We start from the raw sequence: 23,531 nt of genomic DNA on the forward strand, positions 1-23,531 counted from the left end.
ACATGAAGTTTTTACCCTATTTTTTTCTTCTCTGTTGTGGTCTTTGGTCGACCATAAGTTTCGCAGACGAAGATTACATCGAATATCGTGGCATCAGTAGTAACAACCGTGTCACGCTTGATCCACTACGTCTGAGCAACAAGGAATTACGTTGGTTAGCGAGCAAAAAAAATCTTGTGATTGCAGTACACAAGTCCCAAACGGCTACGTTGTTGCATACCGATTCGCAGCAACGGGTTCGTGGTATTAATGCTGATTATTTAAATCTTTTAAAAAGAGCGTTAAATATCAAATTAACACTCCGGGAATACGCAGATCATCAAAAAGCAATGGACGCGCTTGCAGAAGGTGAAGTCGATATAGTGTTATCACATTTAGTTACTTCGCCGCCTCTTAATAATGACATTGCTGCAACCAAACCATTGATAATTACCTTTCCGGCGCTGGTAACCACCCTTCACGACTCAATGCGACCGCTTACCTCACCAAAACCAGTAAATATTGCTCGGGTAGCAAATTACCCCCCAGACGAGGTAATTCATCAATCATTTCCAAAAGCAACAATTATCTCTTTTACAAATTTATATCAGGCATTAGCATCCGTTTCTACCGGACATAATGATTACTTTATTGGTAGTAACATCATTACCAGCAGTATGATTTCCCGCTATTTCACTCACTCCTTAAATGTAGTGAAATATTATAACTCGCCGCGTCAATATAATTTTTTCTTGACCAGAAAAGAATCCGTCATTCTTAATGAAGTACTCAATCGGTTTGTTGATGCTTTAACAAATGAAGTTCGCTATGAAGTATCACAAAATTGGCTTGATACAGGAAACCTGGCCTTTCTGAACAAACCATTAGAACTCACTGAACATGAAAAACAGTGGATTAAGCAACATCCCGATTTAAAGGTGCTGGAAAATCCTTACTCCCCTCCCTATTCTATGACTGATGAAAATGGCTCGGTTCGGGGCGTTATGGGGGATATTCTTAATATTATTACATTGCAAACAGGTTTAAGATTTTCTCCGATCACCGTTTCACACAATATCCATGCCGGAACACAGCTTAATCCCGATGGATGGGATATCTTACCTGGCGCTATTTATAGTGAAGATCGAGAAAATAATGTTTTATTTGCTGAAGCATTCATAACAACGCCTTACGTTTTCGTCATGCAAAAAGCGCCTGATAGTGAACAAACTTTAAAAAAAGGAATGAAAGTTGCCATTCCATATTATTATGAGCTTCATTCGCAATTGAAAGAGATGTATCCGGAGGTTGAGTGGATACAAGTCGATAATGCTAGCGCTGCATTTCACAAGGTTAAGGAAGGTGAACTTGATGCCCTGGTCGCGACACAGCTAAATTCGCGTTACATGATCGACCATTACTATCCTAATGAGCTTTATCATTTTCTTATTCCCGGCGTTGAGAATGCATCGCTTTCGTTCGCTTTTCCTCGCGGAGAACCAGAACTTAAGGATATTATTAATAAAGCATTGAATGCAATTCCCCCAAGCGAAGTTCTGCGCCTGACGGAAAAATGGATCAAAATGCCCAATGTGACCATTGACACATGGGACCTCTATAGTGAGCAATTTTACATTGTTACGACTTTATCCGTTTTATTAGTTGGCAGTAGCCTTTTATGGGGATTCTACCTGTTACGCTCAGTTCGTCGTCGTAAGGTAATTCAGGGTGATTTAGAAAACCAAATATCATTCCGGAAAGCACTCTCGGATTCCTTACCGAATCCAACTTATGTTGTAAACTGGCAAGGTAATGTCATTAGTCACAATAGTGCATTTGAACATTATTTCACTGCTGATTACTACAAAAATGCAATGTTACCATTAGAAAACAGTGACTCCCCCTTTAAAGATGTTTTTTCTAATGTGCATGAAGTCACAGCAGAAACAAAAGAAAACAGAACAATATATAGCCAAGTTTTTGAAATTAATAATGGTACTGAAAAAAGATGCATTAATCATTGGCATACATTATGCAATTTACCTGCAAGTGACAATGCAGTATATATTTGTGGTTGGCAAGATATTACCGAGACGCGTGATTTAATTCATGCACTCGAAGTAGAAAGAAATAAAGCGATCAATGCAACTGTCGCAAAAAGCCAGTTCCTGGCAACAATGAGTCACGAAATAAGAACACCAATAAGCTCCATTATGGGCTTCCTGGAACTTCTGTCGGGTTCAGGTCTTAGCAAGGAGCAACGTGTGGAGGCGATTTCACTTGCTTACGCCACCGGACAGTCGCTCCTCGGCTTAATTGGTGAAATCCTTGATGTCGACAAAATTGAGTCGGGTAACTATCAACTTCAACCACAATGGGTCGATATCCCTACTTTAGTCCAGAACACTTGTCATTCTTTCGGTGCGATTGCTGCAAGCAAATCCATCGCATTAAATTGCAGCAGTACGCTTCCTGAACGCTACCTGGTTAAAATCGACCCTCAAGCATTTAAGCAGGTGCTGTCTAATTTACTGAGTAATGCCCTTAAATTTACCACCGAGGGGGCAGTAAAAATTACGACTTCCCTGGTTCATATTGATGACAACCACGCTGTTATCAAAATGACCATTATGGACACCGGAAGCGGATTATCTCAGGAAGAACAACAACAACTGTTTAAACGCTATAGCCAAACAACAGCAGGTCGTCAGCAAACAGGTTCTGGTTTAGGCTTAATGATCTGCAAAGAATTAATTAAAAACATGCAGGGCGATTTGTCATTAGAAAGTCATCCAGGCATAGGAACGACATTTACGATCACAATCCCGGTAGAAATTACCCAACAAGTGGCGACTGTCGAGGCAAAAGCAGAACAACCTATGACACTCCCTGAAAAGTTGAGCATATTAATCGCGGATGATCATCCGACCAACAGGCTATTACTCAAACGCCAGCTAAACCTATTAGGATATGATGTTGATGAAGCAACTGATGGTGTGCAAGCGCTACACAAAGTCAGTATGCAACATTATGATCTGCTTATTACTGACGTTAATATGCCGAATATGGATGGTTTTGAGTTGACTCGCAAACTCCGTGAGCAAAATTCTTCCTTACCCATCTGGGGGCTTACAGCCAACGCACAGGCTAACGAACGTGAAAAAGGGTTAAATTGCGGCATGAACTTATGTTTGTTCAAACCGTTAACCCTGGATGTACTGAAAACACATTTAAGTCAGTTACACCAGGTTGCACATATTGCACCTCAGTATCGCCACCTTGATATCGAGGCCCTGAAAAATAATACGGCGAACGATCTACAACTGATGCAGGAGATTCTCATGACTTTCCAGCATGAAACGCATAAAGATCTACCCGCTGCGTTTCATGCGTTAGAAGCTGGCGATAACAGAACTTTCCATCAGTGTATTCATCGCATCCACGGTGCGGCTAACATCCTGAATTTGCAAAAGTTGATTAATCTTAGCCACCAGTTAGAAATAACGCCCGTTTCAGATGACAGCAAGCCTGAAATTCTTAAGTTGCTGAACTCTGTTAAAGAACACATTGCAGAGTTAGACCAGGAGATTGCGGTTTTCTGTCAACAAAATGACTAAATAGCGGCTCCCACAAGGTTCAAATGTGGGAGCTATTTACCAGCACATCTTACATTTATGATGAGAACTCATGGCGAATTTGTTCCCCATGCTGGTCGAGCGTTGCCGCTCCCGGCATAACATGCGGGTCCGCGCAGCCGCTGATTTTTATCGGATTACCCGGCATCATTATTCCGCCAGCTTCAATCAACATATTTCTCGCCTGAGTTTGTGGCAAATTAATGGCCTCAGCCACACTTAATAGCGGCGCTACAGGCACACCAACTTCATTTATTCTGGCTAACCAAACTTCAGCTGCCTGCGTTTTTAACGTCCGCTCAATATATTGTTTAAGAATAGCTTGATTTTGTACACGTAAAATATTGCTGTTAAATCGGGGATCATCAACAAGTTCCGTCAGATCCAGTGCCTGGCATAACGCAGAAAAAAGCTTGTCATTACCACAACAAATAGTAATTGGTTTATCCTGAGTATCGAAAACATCAAAAGGAGCCATGTAGGGATGGCGATTTCCCAGGCGTTGTGGTGACTTCCCTGTCGCGATATATGCCATCAGTCCATGCTCCAGAAAACTCAGAGTGGCATCAAACATCGCGATATCGACATGCGCCCCTCGCTGGCTCTTTTCGCGGCCATAAAGCGCACTCACGATTCCACTGAATAAATAGACACCGCCACAGAGATCTGCAAGAGAGGTGCCAACACGCACTGGCGGAGCATCAGGATATCCCGTTTCCATCATTATTCCACTCATTGCCTGAATAATGGTATCGTAGGCCGGAGCATCTTTTAGCGGACCGGTATGTCCGAAACCTGACGATGAAGCATATATGAGGCGTGGGTTGATTTCTTGTAGCGTTTCCCACGAAAATCCCAGTTTTTCCATTGTACCTGGGCGAAAATTCTCAGCTAATACATCCGCTTGTTTAAGCATATTTATAAATATACTTTTATCGTGGTCATTCTTTAAATCAAGAACCACGCTCTCTTTGCCATGATTAATAAAACTGTAATAGAGTGACTGCCCATCCACATAGGGACCAAATGTGCGGGTATCATCACCATGACCCGGCGGCTCAACTTTAATGACCCTTGCGCCCATATTACAAAGGAGTTGAGTTCCGAAAGGCCCATTAAGGACATGAGTCATATCAATAACTAATAACCCTTCAAATGGGCCTTTGCTTTTAGTATTTGTCATTTGCTTATGCCTTGAAAAAAAGCCGAAGGTGAAAAGACTCTTCGGCATTTATGAAAATTAATAACATGATTAATTATGAAACCAGTCGACTGACATAAATCCACAAGGGAGCCGTGACGACAAAACCCAGCACGCTAACAGCCAATGACGCTGTACCAGTGCGGGTGTAGACATTAAACCGGCTGGCAATAATGATTCCGGAGAATGCCGGCGGTAATGCGCCTGCCAGTACCATCATCTGCAGATGTTCGCTGTTCAAATGACATGCCATACCAACGAGAAGCAGTGCCAGTGGCATCAGAATCAGCTTCAGGAAGGTGTTATAAGCAATTTCAGCACTGAACTCGAATTTATGTGCAGCCAGAGTCAACCCCGCAGCGAATACCGCTACCCCTGAGTTGGCCTTCGCAATCAGATTAAAGGTTGGATCCCATGCTGCCGGAATTTTTACCCCAACCAACACCAGGATCGTTGCCAGAACAGGTGCCCATACGACTGGCTCCTTTGCCGCAGAGATTAACGCGCTCAGATTGCTATTCTTCTTACCATCCGCTCCTGAGGAGGGATTCAGCAAATACAGACCAATAGGAATAGTAATTGCGTTAACAATAATAGAAATAATTGCTACCACTAAACCTGTTGATACGGAATCACCATAAATAGGGTCGAGAACTGCAAACCCCAGGAATCCAATGGTAGGTGAACCTGCAATTAATGCACATACTGCTGCTTCTGCATGGGTACGTTTAAAAAATTTGTAGCAACCAAACCAGGAGAAAAAGAAACATCCGACAATAACCACAAGTGATACAAGGGTCAGGCGAGTGTCCGCAAAAATCATTTCCCTGTTTGCCCGGGTAATAGAAACAAATAGGGCCGCAGGAAGAGCGTAGTTTAATACCAGTTTATTAAATGCCCGGGCTTGATCTTCTGAAAAAGTTTCTCGTCTGCCGCTAAAATAACCCAACAGCATGATTACGATAATAGGCAATAAATCGCCAATAAAAAATGTTAGCATAATAGTATTTCCGATAAGGGTCCCCTCACCATCGATAATGAGTTGGCAAGAGGAGACGATGTCAGTATTTAATTACCAGCGACTTGTTTTGGGTTAAGTTTGGTAATATGGCCACTTTCAGTTCCTGCTGCTGGGTCGATGACCACATTAATAATGGTCGGTTTGCGCGACTGAATACCGGTGGTTAACGCATGACGAAGCTCATCTGTCGTGGTGACGTTATATCCAACGCCACGAAATGCATCCATTAATTTGTCATACCTTGCATGGTGCAATAGATCTGTTGGTGATGGTGCACCAGCGCCACTGAGATCAACACCGTCTCCTCTGTAGATGCCGCCATTATTAAAAATAACGATCGTCACCGGCAGGTTATATCGACAAATCGTTTCAATCTCCATCCCACTGAAACCAAAAGCACTATCACCTTCAATGGCGACAACCGGAGAACCAGAGGTCACGCTAGCACCGATGGCATAGCCCATACCGATGCCCATGACACCCCAGGTGCCACAATCCAGACGACGACGTGGTTTATACATATCAATAATATTTCGTGCATTATCCAGGGTATTTGCCCCTTCATTAACTACATAAATATCCTGGTTCTCGCGCAATACATCGCGCACCGCACTCAATGCATTAAAGTAATTTAATGGTTGGGTATCTGTACTTAACTTTTCATGCATTTTTTGCGCATTTTGCTGCTTGTGGATATTTAAAATATCGCGCCACACCAGTGGAGTCGTAAATGTGTTTTGTTTCAGTTCTGCCAGCATACCTTGCATACTGGATGCAATATCACCAACGACTGGCACAGCAATGGGGCGGTTGCTGTCAATTTCCTGCGGTTCTATATCCAGTTGAATAAACTGTGTATCTGCCGCCCATCCTTTTTTACCGTGCGCCAGTAACCAATTCAGTCGCGCCCCAACAAGCATGACAACATCAGCATTTGCCAGCGCAAACGAACGCGCAGCCGCCGCAGAAAGTGGATGCGTATCTTCCAGGATCCCTTTCGCCATAGACATTGGCAGGAATGGAATCTGGGTACTTTCAATAAACTCACGAAGCTGCTCATCAGCTTGTGAATACGCCGCGCCTTTACCAAGGATAATTAATGGCCGTTCTGCTTTTGCTAACAGCGAAATTGCACTAGTGACTGACTTCGGGCATGGCAATAACGCTGGCGATGGGTTTTCAACTTTAACAATAGTGGCTAATGCTTCGTCTTTTTCCATCGTCGCAGCCAGGACATTTGCTGGCAAATCAAGATAAACACCACCAGGGCGACCCGAAACGGAGACCCGGATAGCGCGTGCCAACGCAATGCCAAGATCCTGCGGCTGGTTAACGCGGAATGCCGCTTTGGCATAGGGTTTTGCCGCATTCATTTGGTCCAGCTCTTCATAATCACCTTGCTGGAGATCAACGATCGCGCGATCGCTGGAGCCGCTGATCATGATCATCGGAAAACCATTTACTGTTGCGTTGGCCAATGCGGTCAAACCATTGAGGAATCCTGGCGCAGAAACGGTCAGGCAGATCCCTGGCTTTTGGGTAAGAAAACCGCTTGCCGCAGCCGCATAGCCTGCAGATTGCTCATGACGAAAACCAATATAACGAATGCCTTCCGCCTGGGCATGGCGCGCCATATCCGTCACAGGAATACCTACAACACCATAAATAGTGTCAATATTATTCTGTTTTAATGCTTCAACGATGATATGCATACCATCTGTCATTTGAAGTTGATCTGACATGATTAATAACCTCGAAATTTTTATAAATTGGGAGCCAGAAGCCCCCGTTAATATCAGATGGCGTGGTTTTGCTTCATTGCAGCAATTTCATCGTCGCTATAACCCAGCTCCTGCAATACAGCAGCGGTATGTTCACCTAATAGCGGCGCAGCTTTAATATCCGGCGTAAAGGCAGAGAATTTCATTGGACAACCAACGGTCAGATATTTTCCACGCAACGGTTGCTCTACTTCGACAACACTGCCACTTTGGCGCAAAGAGGGATCGAGTGAAATTTCTTTCATACTTAAAACCGGTGCACAAGGAATATCAAACTGAGTCAAATAGGCCACCGCTTCATGTTTATCAATAGTGACAGTGTATTTTTCGATTTCAGCAAAAATATCGAAAATATGTGGCTGTCGGGCATGAGCTGTACTATATGCCGGATCGGTAATCCATTCTGGTTTGCCGATAGCTTTACAGGTGTTTTCCCAGTTTTGCTCCTGAATAGTGAAATAAATATAGGCATTAGGATCGGTTTCCCAGCCTTTACATTTCAGGATCCAGCCAGGCTGACCGCCACCACCCGCATTACCACCGCGGGGAACTGCATCACCAAATGTGCCATTCGGATACTGCGGGTATTCTTCCAGATAACCCAGCTTATCGAGGCGCTGCTGGTCGCGTAATTTCACGCGGCAAAGGTTCAACACGGCATCCTGCATTGACATGGTAACTCGTTGCCCACGCCCCGTTTTTTCGCGATGCAGCAAAGCAGCAAGTAAACCGATCAGCAAATGCATTCCGGTGTTGCTGTCACCCAACGCTGCAGCGCTTACCAGCGGCGGGCCGTCCCAAAAACCCGTAGTGGATGCCGCGCCACCCGCTGCCTGAGCAACGTTTTCATAGGCTTTTACATTCACATAAGGCGAACACTCATCAAACCCTTTGATCGAACCAAAAATCAGACGTGGGTTGATTTCCTGAATATGCTCCCAGGTGAAGCCCATGTGATCAATAGCCCCTGGATGAAAGTTCTCGACCAAGATATCAGCTTCGCGGATCAGCTTTTCCATTACCTCTTTGCCTTCCGCTGTTTTGGTATTTAATTCAATAGAACGTTTGTTGCTGTTAAGCATGGTGAAGTAAAGTGCATCGATATCAGGAATATCTCGCAGCTGGCGACGCGTTACGTCACCAACGCCGGGACGTTCAATTTTAATGACGTCAGCGCCAAACCACGCCAGCATCTGAGTACAAGATGGGCCAGATTGCACACCGGTGAAATCGAGAACTTTAATTCCTTGAAGTGGAGTTGACATAGCAATACCTATTAGTTAATTAAATATATGTTAATTTAGCGTTTATTTAAGGCATAACGCCCTCTATAAATAATCCGCAAAATATCGTCGTAGCTGCACTCGATATTTTTAAATTCCTGTATCAAGTGCTGGAAATCATTTCATCGCCACTACCAATTCCTTTTTGCATGGTAAGTAGTGAGGACGAAAAGAAGAATATGATAAATATTGGTTTGCGGTAATCAGAGAGAGCCGCGACATTTGTGATGTTATTCTTACAACTGTAAGAAGCGATTGTGATTTACAGTGAGGGAAATGATTACGATTTTTAAATCGTACCATAAAACATAACATAAACAATGATTTCGTGATGACACGGGATTATTGATGTTTACTTTGAGGAATAGATAATGCGTGTTTATAGAACCGCGAGCGCCAAATAATTTTATGACCACAATCGGTCGTATTGTGGTCATAAAAAATTGTCGCCTGGAGGGAGTAAAATCTTTTACTTCAATATGCTGCCTGTCAGCATTAGTTCACAAACAGTGCTTCGCTATCGACGATGATTCCATCTTCCGCACCTTTAAGCGCCAGGTTTGCCTCGTAGTATTGCTTTTTATCAAGCAGTTTCTGCGCATCAGCAAGTGCATTACGAGTCTGTTTAAGCGGCATCAGATATTGGTTTTCCATTACGCCAACACCGGCCAGGCGAAGCTCTTCCATTGCTCCCTTTTTATCCCCTTTCGCCATTTTTTCATTCGCAATTTTTATCGCTGCTTCTTTTTCGGGTGTCGCTACATAACTCTCAGAAATTCCGACAGATGCATTAATGACAATATATTGGTCATCATTGATATTGGTCTTTTTACCTGGCTTAGCGAACTTTGCCCATTCAGTACTGTCATCTGACAGCAAAGCGGAAGCTTCATTGGTCAGTTCTTTTGCCTTTTCCGGATCGCCATGAAACAGAGCCAGGCGCGCTACCTGCACGTCACGCATCGCATATAAACCCTGTTCAGAGATACGCTCTGCTGCTACCGTTTTCTGGGTTTGCTGAACTTGCTGAGTTTGCTGTTGTGCTGCTACCGGTGCATTATCAGCAGCCCATACAGTTGAAGATGCCAGAACTGCTGTGACCATCGTAGCCATAATTAAACGTTTCATACTTACCTCATTCTTTAACAGTTTTAGAAAACGCCGCCATCATATTGGGTGAGCATGAAATGAGAAATCAGAGAGCAACGGTCATTTTGAAAGGGTTATCTTACAGTTGTAGTTATTATCGCAAGAAGTATTTTAGTCTTACAATTGTAGGAATATGCTTCCTGTCGCAGAGAACTATTCTTATATACCACAAAGAGATGTCATTTATTATATCGATGTAAATACTGATTAATTAAATGTAAATACAGTCATAACATCGTAGGTTCTCAGTGAGCCATTCTCAGGATAACTTTCTATGAAAGTAAACTTAATGCTTTTTAGCTTATTTTTATTGGTCTCTATTATGGCATGCAATGTTTTTGCATTTTCCATTTCTGGTGGCGGAAGTGAGACGAGCTATAAAGAGACAGAAAAAACGTCAGTGATGACGACAACTCATTCTACAAAACTTCAACCATCACAGGCGATTTTGTTTAAGATGAGAGAAGATGCGCCACCATTAAATCTCACAGAAGACATCACGCCCCCTTTTCCGACAAAGGCGAATTATCTTATTCATCCTGTGCGATAGCGTCTGTCACATGGCAGGTGAACAATCATATCTGTTGATGATGTGAGCACCTGCCCAAATGATCCATCCTGAACTACTACCGCCTGCCATACCCCACCATAAAGCGAATCATCAAGCCACAAGCCGGGGCAAGAAACATAAATATCCCCGTCACTAGTTCATTACCGCCAGTTAACCACATGGTGAAGTAGTAAATGAGTGCAGCGAGGATCACCATGCCGAAGAAAGAAGAGACCGCCGAGACCACGTTCAGTACCTGACCGATGTATCCGCTTACGCAGACAATACACAGGGCGAGAAACATCCATAAATAAATCATAGCTCAACCTCCTGCCGCGCTAAAAAACCTGTAACTTCAGTCACTTTAATAGTAAGACAATCCTTAACCTCTGGCAATTTTTGCTAAGTATTAATGAAAACAGCACGTTAAATGCAAGACTGTAATGTGCGAAAAAATATTTACTTTGCACGATAAATAATCAGTAGCTGAAAGCAGTCAGCCAGTGATAAAGTAAAAGCACCGCATTCATGCTCCTCGTGGTTATGTCCTGACTAGTCTTTACACTCTTTACAGGAACCATTGTCGTACATGATGGCCCAATCAATTGAGTGTACCGCTGTCGACATGGAATCTTCTGCGATACAACAATTTGTATCTACAGAAGGTAACTATGTTTCCAAAATGCAAATTTTCCCGCGAGTTTCTACATCCTCGCTACTGGCTCACGTGGTTTGGGCTTGGTGTACTCTGGCTTTGGGTACAGCTTCCTTACCCTGTTCTCTGTTTTCTCGGCACGCGTATCGGCACGATGGCGCGACCATTCCTGAAACGTCGTGAATCTATCGCCCGTAAGAACCTGGAACTTTGTTTCCCACAGCATTCTGCTGAAGAGCGCGAGAAGATGATTGCCGAAAACTTTCGTTCACTCGGCATGGCGCTGGTAGAAACCGGCATGGCATGGTTCTGGCCCGACAGTCGCGTACGTAAATGGTTTGATGTTGAAGGGCTGGATAACCTCAAACGCGCACAACTGCAAAATCGTGGCGTGATGGTTGTCGGCGTCCATTTTATGTCGCTGGAATTGGGCGGCCGCGTGATGGGACTATGTCAGCCAATGATGGCCACCTATCGTCCACATAATAATCAGCTGATGGAATGGGTGCAGACCCGTGGTCGCATGCGCTCTAACAAAGCGATGATCGGCAGAAATAATCTGCGCGGTATTGTCGGTGCGCTGAAGAAAGGTGAAGCCGTATGGTTTGCTCCCGATCAGGATTATGGTCGTAAAGGTAGCTCCTTCGCACCGTTCTTTGCGGTAGAAAATGTTGCCACAACAAATGGCACCTATGTCCTCTCTCGTCTCTCTGGCGCAGCCATGTTGACCGTAACGATGGTCAGAAAAACGGATTACAGCGGATATCGGTTGTTCATCACCCCTGAAATGGAAGGCTACCCGGCAGATGAAAATCAAGCCGCTGCCTATATGAACAAGATTATCGAGAAAGAGATTATGCGCGCACCTGAGCAGTACCTCTGGATCCACCGTCGCTTTAAAACGCGCCCGGTGGGAGAATCGTCGTTATACATTTAACAAATTGCTTCTACTCTTTCCCTCCTCAAATCAGCCATATTAACCTCATGGTTTTTATGGCTTTTTTCTTAAGGTTTTTTCCTTCGCTGAATCTCTAATTATTACCGTCAGAAATTAAACTGTCGCCGATATGAGACACCTGTAAGTTACTAAAAGTAAATAAGAAAATGCCTCTTGTCTCGTTTCAGTTTTAGGCGTACATTAGCGCCGTCTCGAGCAGTTTAGCTCAGAATTCTGGGGTGATGCCCACGGTAAAATACGGACTTTCAATGTCGTTTTGCCCGGTGTCAACTCACTGTATCAGGTGTAATGAAGTCATTCAGGCGTAACAGTAATTACGCGGAGAGATGTAAAGTGAAATATTTCTTTATGGGCATTTCTTTTATGGTCATCGTTTGGGCCGGTACTTTTGCCCTGATGATCTAAAAGCAAACTGTGCAATGAAAAACAGGAGCCATCTGGCTCCTGTTTGCATTTCTGGCGATGGTGTTTATTCCGCGTTTTCGTGAATATGTTTGCTGCTGGCGGGTAGTAAACCGTCGGCACGGAACATCGCTTTAATTCCACGAATCGCCTGGCGAATACGATCGCGGTTTTCAATCAGCGCAAAGCGAACATGGGTGTCGCCGTAGTCGCCAAAGCCAATCCCTGGAGAGACACAGACCTTCGCTTCGTTAAGCAGTTTCTTGGCAAATTCCAGTGAGCCCATGGCCGCATATGGTTCCGGGATTTTCGCCCAGACATACATCGAAGCCTTCGGCATTTCGACCATCCAGCCCGCTTCATGCAGCCCTTTAACCAGTACATCGCGGCGGCGTTTGTACTGTTCGGCAATGTCGCGAACGCACTGTTGATCTCCCTCCAGCGCCGCAATCGCCGCCACCTGCAACGGCGTAAAAGTACCGTAATCGTGATAGCTTTTAATACGTGCCAACGCGCTGACCAGCGTTTTGTTACCGACCATAAAGCCGATACGCCAGCCCGCCATGTTGTAGCTTTTCGACAGCGTAAAGAACTCTACCGCCACATCGCGTGCACCTGGCACCTGCATGATTGACGGCGCTTTCCAGCCATCGTAGACGATATCGGCATAGGCCAGGTCATGGACCACCAGCACATCGTAGCGTTTCGCCAGCGCCACAACCTTCTCAAAGAATTCCAGTTCCACGCATTGCGCGGTTGGGTTCGACGGGAAGCCGAGGATCATCATCTTCGGTTTCGGATAACTTTCACGGATAGCGCGTTCCAGTTCGTTGAAGAAATCGACACCTTCCACCAGCGGCACTGAGCGTACCTGCGCTCCGGCAATCACCGCGCCGTAAATATGAATCGGGTAGCTTGGATTAGGCACCAGTACAGTGTCACCGTGATCCAGCGTCGCCAGCATCAGATGCGCCAGCCCCTCTTTCGAGCCAATGGTGACGATAGCCTCTGATTCCGGGTCGATCTCGACGTCGTAACGATCCTGATACCAGCGGGAAATGGCGCGACGTAACCGCGGAATACCACGCGAGGTGGAGTAACCATGCGTGTCCGGTCGCTGGGCCACCGTACATAATTTTTCGACGATATGCGGCGGGGTCGCACCGTCCGGGTTACCCATACTGAAATCGATAATATCTTCGCCGCGCCGACGCGCAGCCATTTTCAGTTCAGCGGTAATGTTAAAAACGTAGGGTGGGAGACGATCAATACGCGTAAAGCGACGTTCAGGGCGAGTGTCAGCCATAATTTCCTCAGATTAACGTGAGCGCCCGGACCGTCCGAGCGACGCTGCCACGATGGTGGCTGTTTTGAAAATAGCCTGATTAATTTCTGTCTGTCCAGCGTTTTAGAACATTTTTGTTAATAGCCTTAAATGAGGAACTCCGCTTTAAAAACAGGAAATTTATCTACGCTAACAAGAAAATTACCACTCAATCTATTAACATTATAATTTCAATAAATTTACCAAACAGATATGCATTATCAAGAGATGCATTGCTAATACACCATTTATCTTTCAATCCCCTTTTAAAATTGTGGTTTTTCCTCAAAAACGGCCTGCTGGTCATCAGCCTTCAGGTTACCTATCATAGAGGTTTAATCCTTATTCAGAGTCACCCGTGCACGAAATATTCAACATGCTGCTGGCGGTCTTCGATCGGGCAGCGTTAATGCTTATCTGCCTGTTCTTTCTTATCCGTATCCGCCTGTTTCGCGAACTGTTGCACAAGTCGGCACACTCCCCAAAAGAGCTGCTCGCCGTTACCGCCATTTTCTCGCTGTTCGCCCTGTTCAGCACCTGGTCCGGCGTGCCCGTAGAAGGCTCGCTGGTTAATGTGCGCATTATCGCGGTGATGTCAGGCGGAATTCTATTTGGCCCGTGGGTAGGCATCATTACCGGTGTGATTGCGGGTATTCACCGTTATTTAATTGACATCGGCGGCGTGACGGCAATTCCGTGCTTTATCACCAGTATTCTCGCGGGTTGCATATCAGGCTGGATCAACCTGAAAATCCCCAAAGCACAGCGCTGGCGCGTCGGTATTCTCGGTGGCATGTTATGTGAAACGTTGACGATGATTCTGGTGATTGTCTGGGCGCCCACCACTGCACTGGGGATTGATATCGTCTCCAAAATCGGGATTCCGATGATCCTCGGCAGCGTTTGTATCGGCTTTATTGTGTTGCTGGTACAAAGCGTTGAGGGCGAAAAAGAGGCCAGCGCCGCGCGGCAGGCCAAGCTGGCGCTGGATATCGCCAACAAAACGCTGCCGCTGTTTCGCCATGTCAATAGCGAGTCATTACGCAAAGTTTGTGAAATTATCCGCGATGATATTCACGCCGATGCGGTAGCGATTACCAACACCGATCATGTGCTGGCCTATGTTGGCGTAGGTGAGCACAACTATCAGAATGGCGATGATTTCATTAGCCCAACAACGCGTCAGGCAATGAATTACGGAAAAATCATTATTAAAAACAATGATGAAGCCCACCGCACGCCAGAGATTCATTCGATGCTGGTGATCCCATTGTGGGAGAAAGGCGTGGTGACAGGAACACTGAAAATTTACTACTGCCACGCGCATCAGATCACCTCGTCATTACAGGAAATGGCTGTCGGTCTGTCTCAAATCATCTCCACCCAACTGGAGGTTTCACGCGCCGAGCAGCTACGTGAAATGGCAAATAAGGCAGAGCTTCGCGCTCTGCAAAGCAAAATTAATCCCCATTTCCTGTTTAATGCTCTGAATGCTATCTCATCGTCGATCCGTCTGAATCCGGATACCGCTCGCCAGTTAATCTTTAATCTGTCGCGTTATCTGCGCTATAACATTGAATTAAAAGACGATGAGCAAATCGATATCAAAAAAGAGCTGTACCAAATTAAAGACTATATTGCCATTGAGCAGGCCCGCTTTGGCGACAAGCTGACGGTTATCTATGATATTGATGAAGAGGTGAATTGCTACATTCCCAGCCTGCTGATCCAGCCTTTAGTGGAGAACGCCATTGTCCACGGTATTCAGCCTTGTAAGGGAAAAGGCGTTGTCACCATCAGCGTTGCAGAGTGCGGCAATCGGGTACGCATTGCGGTGCGAGACACCGGGCACGGCATCGATCCAAAGGTGATTGAACGGGTCGAAGCGAATGAAATGCCAGGCAATAAAATTGGCCTGCTTAATGTCCATCACCGCGTGAAGTTGTTATATGGCGAAGGGCTGCATATTCGTCGTCTGGAGCCTGGGACGGAAATCGCATTTTACATTCCTAACCAACGCCCCCCTGTCGCCTCACAGGCTACGTTATTGCTTTGAGCCGGAGTGATATTGTGAAAGTCATCATTGTTGAAGACGAATTCCTGGCACAACAGGAACTGAGCTGGCTGATTAAAGAGCACAGCCAGATGGAGATTGTCGGCACCTTTGACGATGGTCTGGACGTGTTGAAGTTTTTGCAGCATAACCGCGTCGACGCCATTTTTCTGGATATCAATATTCCGTCGCTGGATGGCGTGTTGCTGGCGCAAAACATCAGCCAGTTTGCCCATAAACCGTTTATTGTGTTCATCACTGCGTGGAAAGAACATGCGGTAGAAGCGTTTGAGCTGGAGGCGTTTGACTACATTCTCAAACCGTATCAGGAATCACGCATTACAGGAATGCTGCAAAAGCTGGAAGCAGCCTGGCAGCAACAGCAAACCAGCAGTACGCCTGCCGCAATGGTAACGCGTGAGAATGACACCATTAATCTGGTGAAAGATGAGCGAATCATCGTCACGCCAATTAACGATATCTATTACGCCGAAGCGCACGAGAAAATGACCTTTGTCTATACGCGGCGTGAATCCTACGTAATGCCAATGAACATTACTGAATTTTGCAGCAAGCTGCCGCCGTCACATTTTTTCCGCTGCCATCGCTCATTTTGTGTCAATCTGAACAAAATCCGCGAAATCGAACCGTGGTTTAATAACACCTACATTCTGCGACTGAAAGATCTGGATTTTGAAGTACCGGTCAGCCGTAGCAAAGTAAAAGAATTCAGGCAGTTAATGCATCTGTAATCGGGATTTTCATGAAAGCAACAGGCTTGCCCGCCGATCAACAATTTTTCGCCGATCTGTTCAGCGGCCTGGTGCTTAACCCGCAACTACTGGGGCGCGTCTGGTTTGCCAGCCAGCCGGCCTCGTTGCCGGTGGGCAGTTTATGTATTGATTTTCCCCGTCTGGATATCGTGCTGCGCGGCGAATACGGCAATCTGCTGGAAGCAAAGCAGCAACATATAGTGGAAGGAGAAATGCTGTTTATTCCGGCGCGCGCGGCTAATTTACCGGTCAACAACAAACCGGTAATGCTGTTAAGTCTGGTGTTCGCGCCGACCTGGCTTGGTTTATCGTATTACGATAGCCGCACCACGTCGTTGTTGCATCCAGTTCGCCAGATCCAACTTCCCAGCCTGCAACGCGGCGAAGGTGAAGCAATGCTTACTGCCCTCACCCATCTTAGCCGTTCGCCGCTGGAGCAGAATATCATTCAGCCGCTGGTGTTAAGTTTGCTGCATCTCTGCCGCAACGTGGTGAATATGCCGCCGGGTAATTCGCAGCCGCGCGGCGATTTTCTCTATCACAGCATTTGTAACTGGGTTCAGGATAATTATGCCCAGCCGCTCACCCGTGAGAACGTGGCGCAGTTTTTTAATATCACGCCCAATCATCTGTCAAAACTGTTTGCGCAGCATGGAACAATGCGTTTTATCGAATATGTGCGTTGGGTGCGAATGGCGAAGGCGAGGATGATTTTGCAGAAATATCATCTGTCGATTCATGAAGTGGCGCAGCGTTGCGGGTTTCCGGATAGCGACTATTTTTGTCGCGTTTTCCGGCGTCAGTTTGGTCTGACGCCGGGAGAGTATAGCGCACGTTTTCAGGGCTAACGTCAGAAGGTTAATTCCGTTTCCAGCAGCGTCAGAATACTTTGTGCATCTTGTGCGGCAAACAGCGACTGGCGGAAGTTTTTATTCACCAGTTTACGCGCCAGCTGCGAGAAGACTTTCACATGATTCATCCCTTCGTTAGCGCCCAGCGTCAGCATGATCACCAGTTCGACTTCGCCCATTTCTGACTGCCAGTCAACCGGTTTCACCAACCGGGCAATGCTGATACTGGAATGACGGATCCACTGTGATTTGGTGTGCGGGATCGCCACGCCAAAACCAACGCCAGTAGTAACAATCTCTTCCCGCTGCCAGACATCTTCTTCCAGCTCAAACGGATGTTCAGTACGCCCGTTAACGCCAAGGTTGCCGCACAGGAACTGGATCGCCTGCTCTTTATTGCTAAAGGCCTGATCAACAAAGATATTCTCCAGCGCCAGCAGTGGGCGAACGTCTTCTTCCGGCGTAAAGGCGGTGAGTAACGCTTCAATTTCCTGCTCACTGCGGCATTCACATGCCTGACGAGCCAATTCCCGACACGCCTCGCTATCCAGTTGACGAAGCTGGCTTTTCACCGCCGGAATACGCGGGCTACTCATACTCAGCTCATCCAGGCCCAGTCCAAGCAGTAGCGGCAGATAACGACTTTCACCGCCCAGTTCACCGCAAATACCTACCCATTTGCCGCGCTGATGCGCAGTGGTAACAATCTGCTGCAACATGCGCAGGAACGATGGCGTAATCGGGTTATACAGCGGCGATACGCGCGGGTTATTACGATCGACCGCATACAGATACTGGGTCATATCGTTAGAACCGATACTGAAGAAATCGACCTCATCGCAGAAGTGGTCGATGATGTAGCACACCGACGGTACTTCCACCATGATACCCAGCGTAATCGACTCTGCATGACGCAGGCCATCGCGCTTAAGCTCAACGATCGCTTTTTGGATCTCGCCCTTCACCCATAAGATCTGATCGAGGCTGTGGACCATTGGGATCATTAACTGGGCATTACCGAAACTGGCAGCGCGCAAAATAGCCCGCAATTGAGTGCGGAACAGACCAGCAAATTCCGGGTAAATACGTACCGCGCGATAGCCGAGGAACGGGTTCTCTTCCTGGGGAATGTTGAGGTAAGGAATGCTTTTATCGCCGCCGATGTCCATCGTGCGGAAAATAATCGGCTTGTCGCCCGCCGCCAGTAGCACCTGTTGGTATGCTTCAAACTGTTCCTGTTCGTCCGGCGCACTGTCGCGCTCCATATAGAGCATTTCGGTACGAAACAGCCCGACACCTTCCGCGCCGTTGGCAAACGCGCCAGGCGCTTCCAGAGCGGTGCCAATATTCGCCGCGATATCAATGCGCTTGTTATCACGGGAATAGGCCAGCTGCGCGGCGGCCTGCGCCTGTTGTTTCTGGCGTTTATCCGCCAGCGTCTGCGCAACCTGATAATAACCGCTCACCGCGTCATCAGGATTAATCGCCAGCACGCCGCACTGGGCGTCAAGCACCGCCGGTTGCCCGGCATAGCGAGCAATGGCATCCAGCGGCAGGCCGCTCAGTACGGGGATCGCCGAGGCGCGGGCCAGAATCAGAGTATGCGAGGTGCGCCCGGTTTTCTCCAGAATCATGCCCGCAAGATTTTTTAAATTGAGGCTCAAAAACTGGCTAGGGGTTAAATCTTCTGCCACCAGAATGGTCGGTTTTTCGAGCACCAGATTATTACGCGGCTTCAGTTCCGGCCAGGTGATATGCAGCAATTGTTCGCTGATATCACGAATGTCGCTGACCCGCTCGCGCAGATAATCGCTGGCAGAGGCAGAAAGCTTGGCGCAAACCTGCTCCATATTGCTGATGATCGCCGCCCCCAGCCCCTGATGCTGTTCTGCCATCAGGCGACGGATATTCCCTGCAAATTCATCATCCTGAATCAGCGATAAATGGGCGCTGAGGATAGTTTTGCTTTCGCCGTCACGCTCGCGCAACTGCTGGTTCAGTTGCTCGGCAAGCGTTGCCAGGCTGTGTTCCAGCCAGGTGGAGTCTTGCGCACTGGCCGGGATTGCCCGATAACTGTCGAGGCTGTTGCTCTGTAGCAGGGTCAACGTACCCACGCCGACGCCGCTTGCCAGCACATTGCCGTACAGTAAATCAGGGTTCAGGCGGCTTAATGAACGCGGCAGTGGATGTGCCGTCAGTTCTGCCTGCGTCGGCTGGACGCTGTCGCTGTCGATAAAGCGCACCTGGATGTACTCTTCCAGCACGCGCCGCGCCTGCTCTTCATCGCTGCCGCTAATGTTCAGGCTGCAACTGTCATTAAATAAGGTGCCGGTGCCAATCAGCGCCAGCGAACTTTTGGCATCGGCCTTTACGTTCTGGCGATGGTTAATGAAGATGATTTCGCTTTGCCACTGGCTGCACTGCTCTTTAAGTTCCCACGCCGGACGAGCATGCAGGCCGTTTGGCAAAGGACAGAGAAATTGAATCGTTAACATAACCGCTCCGGGTTAATCAGGAGATCATCTGAAATCCGTCAGTTGAACAACCGTCTCACGGGTAAGACGTTGAATAAGGGCAGATAAAAGCTGCTGCATCTGCAAAATGTCGCGGCAGTCGGCAATCGATGCGGCGCAATGTCCGTGGCGGGTTGCTGGCCCCATCACCACTGTGGGTACGCCAGTGCCGGTTAAATGTACCGCCCCGCCATCCGTGCCGCCGTTGCTGAACATATCCGCCTGTAACGGCACGCCAATTTCTGCCGCCACGGTTTCGATCCACGCGGTAAGTTTTGGCGGCGCAATCAGCGACTTGTCGCTTAACACCAGCATCGGGCCGTTACCAATCTGGCGATGGTTAGCCGCGCCATAATCAAAGTTTTTCGCCCAGCAGGCGGTATCAAGCACAATGGCGATGTCCGGCGACACCGCGCGGGTGGCGGTTTGCCCGCCGCGTAATCCCACCTCTTCGCTGGAACTTGCCACCAGCCACACTTCCGCAGGCAGCTCGGTGTTGTGCAGCTCACGTAGTAACGTCACCAGCAGGTAGCAACCGAGGCGGTCATCAAAGGCTTTACCCATCACTCGCTGGTGAGGGAGAACCTGAAAAGTGGTATCAAACGTGACACGATCGCCCGGACGAATACCTGCCTGCATCACTTCGTCATACGAGCGCGCACCAATGTCCACGCGCATGGCGCTGACGTCATTCCCCTGCCGCTCGCCATCGAGCAAACCGGGAATTTTGCACTCTTCACGAGTAGTGATCCGTACTGGCTGAAGCTGGCGGGCAGCCATGCGCACATTGCCAACTGGCAGGACATCAATCGCCCCTTCGCGGGAGATGCTACGCACCATAAATCCCACTTCGTCCATATGCGCACAGATCATCACCTTCGGACCTGTCGATTCATTGAGGCGGATCAGCACCGATCCCAGGCCATCAAATCGCACTTCTTTTTGCAGTCGATCCGCTTCATCCAGCAGGATCTGCCGCACTTCCTGTTCCGAGGAGGCGATCGCATCTGCCTCGCTCAACGCTTTTAATAGCGATAAATCCATTATGCCTCTCCCGTGAGCAACACTGTTTTTGGCATGGCGTAGAGCACTTCCGCGCCTTGCGGGGTAACCAGCACGACATCTTCGATGCGCACGCCCCCTCGCCCTGGCAAATAAATCCCCGGCTCCACGGTCAGTAACATCCCTGGCTGTAGCGTCGTGGTGTCCCGCGGTGAAAAACGCGGCTCTTCATGGACTTCAATGCCGATAGCATGACCAGTGTTGTGACCAAAATAGTCACCATAACCGGCTTCTGTAATGATCCGGCGCGCGGCGTCGTCAACCTGTTGGCAGCGCACGCCGGGGCGAATCGCGGAGATTGCCGCGAGCTGTGCCTGCAGGACAATGTTATACACATCAAACAGTGGGTGAGATTCGGCGCTCACCCCTTCGCCATTCACCAGCAAGGTGCGCGTCATATCAGAGCAGTAGCCCTGATACAGCGCACCGAAATCGAGAGTGACAAACTCGCCCGCTGCAACAATCTTGTCGCTGGCTTTGCCGTGCGGCAGCGCCCCACGCCAGCCGCTGGCGACAATGGTGTCAAAAGAGGCTTTTTCTGCCCCCTGCTGGCGCATAAACCACTCCAGTTCAGCGGCTATCTCGCATTCGCTCATCCCCGCCTGAATAAAACGGCGAATATGTTGCACACTGCGATCGGCAATCCCACAGGCGAGACGGATTTTCTCCACCTCCTCTGGCGTTTTGATTTGCCGCAGTACGTCCGGCGTGGCGCTTACCAATTTCGCATTGAGTTCAGCCTGCCAGCGGTGCGCGGTTTCCCAACTCACCTGCTGGCCTTCAAAACCGAGCGTTTGCAGCTGTTCATCGGCAATGATTTGCCTGACGATGGTTGCAAGCGTGTGCGTCGCATCAAGCAAATGCATCTGGTAGCCTTGCGTACGGGCTTCCACATCCGCGTAATAGCGCGAATCCACCAGAATGTGCGCATTTTCACGGCTAAGCACCACATAGCCTGATCCGGTGGAGATCCCCAGATGCGGTTGTTTGTTCTGCCGTGAGGAGAGAAGCACCGCATCCAGTTGTTGCGCCTTAAGCCAGTCGCGCAGCGAAGCGAGTAATGTCATCAGGATTGTCCTTCTTACAGGCTATCGATTAACAATTTGCCTTTACGGAACATCATCAGACGCAGGAACACCACCATCAGCGCAGTAATGATTGCTCCCAGCGCGATCCCCGCCATATAGACACCGAGGTTAGTGACCAGCGGCCATGCCCAGATAGCAGATTCCGGGAACCATTGAACTGCACCCAGCCAGACTGCGGCGGTTGAGCCGACAATCGCGCCAACCATATACGACGGAATGGCGGTGATGGGGCTTTCCAGCGCAAACGGAATCGCACCCTCACTGATCCCCATAAAGGCAAGGAACATGGCGGTTTTACCCTGCGGATAAAGCTGAGCGTTGAACAGGCGTTTGCCGGTTAAACGACGGTCAATAATGGTCGCCAGACCCAGACCAATCGGTGGAATAACGATAGCGATAGAACGTGCGGTGACCGGTAATACGTGGTCAGTGGTAAAGCTGAAGGCAACGAAACCTGCGGCTTTGTTGATCGGGCCACCAAGGTCGATTGCTGTCGCTGCTGCGATACCCATCGCATACATTAGCGCGCCCTTCTCACCTGCGGCAGTCAGCACGGTACGGATACCACCGTTAATCCAGCCACCAAAGGGGGTGATGACGTAGTACATCGCCAGCATGACAAAAATGGCGGAAAGAATCGGTAGCAAAAATGTGGTTTTGAACGCTAACAGGAAATCCGGTAACTGGATTTTCTGGTTCATCCACTTCACAAGGTAACCGGCAACGATGGAAATAATCAGGGCACCAATGAAGGTGGACGGCACCGGCGAAGAGGTCGCCCATTGCATCGTGCTGGGATCGAAGTTCAGCAGTTGCGTCGGCTGGGTAGACATCAAGCCGCCGATAAAACCAGCCGGGAATGCCAGTTTGCCACCGATAGAGTTCGCCACAAAAGCGGCAAACATCGGTATGGCAAAGCCAAACAGCACGCCACCAAAGGACTGTGACAGCCAGGCAAACTTCAGTAAGGAGAGGTCGAAACCGGAGAATTTCCCGCTATTAAGCGCATCCATGATGCCGATATCCGCAGGAATTTTAAGCCAGCTATAAGCAATCAGCTGGCTGAAAGCGAGGATCACACCGCCCATAATTAAGGTCGGCACCATGCGTGAAATCCCTGACATCACATGCTGCGGGAGTTCACCCCAGAAGCTGGTTTTAGAGGCCTGCGGATTCTTAACTGCCGCTGCCGCACCGGATGCGCCAGGCACAACGGTTGCACTGCGTTTTTTAATGGCCATAACAATTATCCC

At 48.1% G+C, this 23,531-nt stretch carries 18 protein-coding genes; 7 read left to right on the top strand and 11 right to left on the bottom strand.

What is annotated here, in order from left to right; genetic code table 11:
- The first annotated feature begins 2 nt into the window (after positions 1-2).
- The gene (gene evgS, locus QUE74_RS15495; protein ID WP_001354800.1) at positions 3-3,596 is read left to right on the top strand and encodes an acid-sensing system histidine kinase EvgS; all 3,594 of its coding nucleotides are present in this window, start codon (positions 3-5) and stop codon (positions 3,594-3,596) included.
- 55 nt (positions 3,597-3,651) lie between these two features.
- On the opposite strand, the gene yfdE is transcribed toward evgS, so the two are convergent.
- The 5 genes from yfdE to QUE74_RS15520 all read right to left on the bottom strand — a co-directional run bounded on the left by yfdE (position 3,652) and on the right by QUE74_RS15520 (position 10,028).
- On the bottom strand, positions 3,652-4,797 hold the full coding sequence (gene yfdE, locus QUE74_RS15500) for a CoA:oxalate CoA-transferase (RefSeq protein ID WP_000185622.1): 1,146 nt from the start codon (positions 4,795-4,797) through the stop codon (positions 3,652-3,654).
- 73 nt (positions 4,798-4,870) lie between these two features.
- A complete protein-coding gene (yfdV, locus tag QUE74_RS15505) occupies positions 4,871-5,815 on the bottom strand; it encodes a transporter YfdV (protein WP_000955028.1) in 945 nt (314 codons plus the stop codon).
- A 68-nt stretch (positions 5,816-5,883) separates the two neighbouring features.
- On the bottom strand, positions 5,884-7,578 hold the full coding sequence (gene oxc / locus QUE74_RS15510; protein WP_001283476.1) for an oxalyl-CoA decarboxylase: 1,695 nt from the start codon (positions 7,576-7,578) through the stop codon (positions 5,884-5,886).
- A gap of 53 nt (positions 7,579-7,631) precedes the next feature.
- Positions 7,632-8,882: a formyl-CoA transferase gene (frc, locus tag QUE74_RS15515; protein WP_000106772.1), complete on the bottom strand. Its 1,251-nt coding sequence runs from the start codon at positions 8,880-8,882 to the stop codon at positions 7,632-7,634.
- Positions 8,883-9,395: 513 nt separating this feature from the next.
- Complete coding sequence (locus QUE74_RS15520; RefSeq protein WP_000825617.1) at positions 9,396-10,028, bottom strand: YfdX family protein; 633 nt, start codon at positions 10,026-10,028, stop codon at positions 9,396-9,398.
- Positions 10,029-10,323: 295 nt separating this feature from the next.
- On the opposite strand from QUE74_RS15520, the gene ypdI reads away from it, so the two are divergent.
- Positions 10,324-10,599 carry a colanic acid biosynthesis lipoprotein YpdI gene (ypdI, locus tag QUE74_RS15525; RefSeq protein WP_000867670.1) on the top strand — a complete coding sequence of 92 codons (276 nt, stop codon included), beginning with the start codon at positions 10,324-10,326 and terminating at the stop codon, positions 10,597-10,599.
- A 76-nt stretch (positions 10,600-10,675) separates the two neighbouring features.
- Here the strand turns inward: ypdI and QUE74_RS15530 are convergent, their stop codons facing one another.
- On the bottom strand, positions 10,676-10,918 hold the full coding sequence (locus QUE74_RS15530; RefSeq protein WP_000639883.1) for a YfdY family protein: 243 nt from the start codon (positions 10,916-10,918) through the stop codon (positions 10,676-10,678).
- 352 nt (positions 10,919-11,270) lie between these two features.
- Between QUE74_RS15530 and lpxP the strand changes: the two genes are divergently transcribed.
- Both lpxP and ypdK read left to right on the top strand, forming a co-directional pair.
- Complete coding sequence (gene lpxP, locus QUE74_RS15535) at positions 11,271-12,191, top strand: kdo(2)-lipid IV(A) palmitoleoyltransferase (RefSeq protein ID WP_000484014.1); 921 nt, start codon at positions 11,271-11,273, stop codon at positions 12,189-12,191.
- Between the two features lie 354 nt (positions 12,192-12,545).
- Complete coding sequence (ypdK, locus tag QUE74_RS15540; RefSeq protein WP_010723117.1) at positions 12,546-12,617, top strand: membrane protein YpdK; 72 nt, start codon at positions 12,546-12,548, stop codon at positions 12,615-12,617.
- Positions 12,618-12,681: 64 nt separating this feature from the next.
- Here the strand turns inward: ypdK and alaC are convergent, their stop codons facing one another.
- Positions 12,682-13,920, bottom strand: coding sequence for an alanine transaminase (alaC, locus tag QUE74_RS15545; protein WP_000785931.1), 1,239 nt, complete (start codon positions 13,918-13,920; stop codon positions 12,682-12,684).
- A 376-nt stretch (positions 13,921-14,296) separates the two neighbouring features.
- Between alaC and ypdA the strand changes: the two genes are divergently transcribed.
- The 3 genes from ypdA to QUE74_RS15560 are packed head-to-tail and all read left to right on the top strand — an operon-like array spanning position 14,297 to position 17,612.
- Positions 14,297-15,994, top strand: coding sequence for a two-component system sensor histidine kinase YpdA (gene ypdA, locus QUE74_RS15550; RefSeq protein ID WP_000544366.1), 1,698 nt, complete (start codon positions 14,297-14,299; stop codon positions 15,992-15,994).
- Between the two features lie 14 nt (positions 15,995-16,008).
- Positions 16,009-16,743 carry a two-component system response regulator YpdB gene (gene ypdB, locus QUE74_RS15555; protein ID WP_001354801.1) on the top strand — a complete coding sequence of 245 codons (735 nt, stop codon included), beginning with the start codon at positions 16,009-16,011 and terminating at the stop codon, positions 16,741-16,743.
- A gap of 11 nt (positions 16,744-16,754) precedes the next feature.
- Positions 16,755-17,612 (top strand): AraC family transcriptional regulator, encoded by an 858-nt coding sequence (locus tag QUE74_RS15560; RefSeq protein ID WP_000648314.1) that lies wholly within the window; start codon positions 16,755-16,757, stop codon positions 17,610-17,612.
- A 2-nt stretch (positions 17,613-17,614) separates the two neighbouring features.
- On the opposite strand, the gene ptsP is transcribed toward QUE74_RS15560, so the two are convergent.
- The 4 genes from ptsP to QUE74_RS15580 are packed head-to-tail and all read right to left on the bottom strand — an operon-like array spanning position 17,615 to position 23,519.
- Positions 17,615-20,110, bottom strand: coding sequence for a phosphoenolpyruvate--protein phosphotransferase (gene ptsP, locus QUE74_RS15565; RefSeq protein ID WP_000955836.1), 2,496 nt, complete (start codon positions 20,108-20,110; stop codon positions 17,615-17,617).
- 24 nt (positions 20,111-20,134) lie between these two features.
- Positions 20,135-21,172 carry an aminopeptidase gene (ypdE, locus tag QUE74_RS15570; RefSeq protein WP_000365996.1) on the bottom strand — a complete coding sequence of 346 codons (1,038 nt, stop codon included), beginning with the start codon at positions 21,170-21,172 and terminating at the stop codon, positions 20,135-20,137.
- Positions 21,172-22,257 (bottom strand): aminopeptidase, encoded by a 1,086-nt coding sequence (ypdF, locus tag QUE74_RS15575; protein ID WP_000173297.1) that lies wholly within the window; start codon positions 22,255-22,257, stop codon positions 21,172-21,174. The genes ypdE and ypdF overlap by 1 nt, the downstream gene beginning before the upstream one ends.
- A gap of 14 nt (positions 22,258-22,271) precedes the next feature.
- A complete protein-coding gene (locus tag QUE74_RS15580) occupies positions 22,272-23,519 on the bottom strand; it encodes a PTS fructose transporter subunit IIC (protein ID WP_000985352.1) in 1,248 nt (415 codons plus the stop codon).
- Between the last annotated feature and the right edge of the window lie 12 nt (positions 23,520-23,531).

This window comes from Escherichia sp. 10290, assembly GCF_030295155.1.
Taxonomy (GTDB): Bacteria; Pseudomonadota; Gammaproteobacteria; order Enterobacterales; family Enterobacteriaceae; genus Escherichia; species Escherichia coli_F.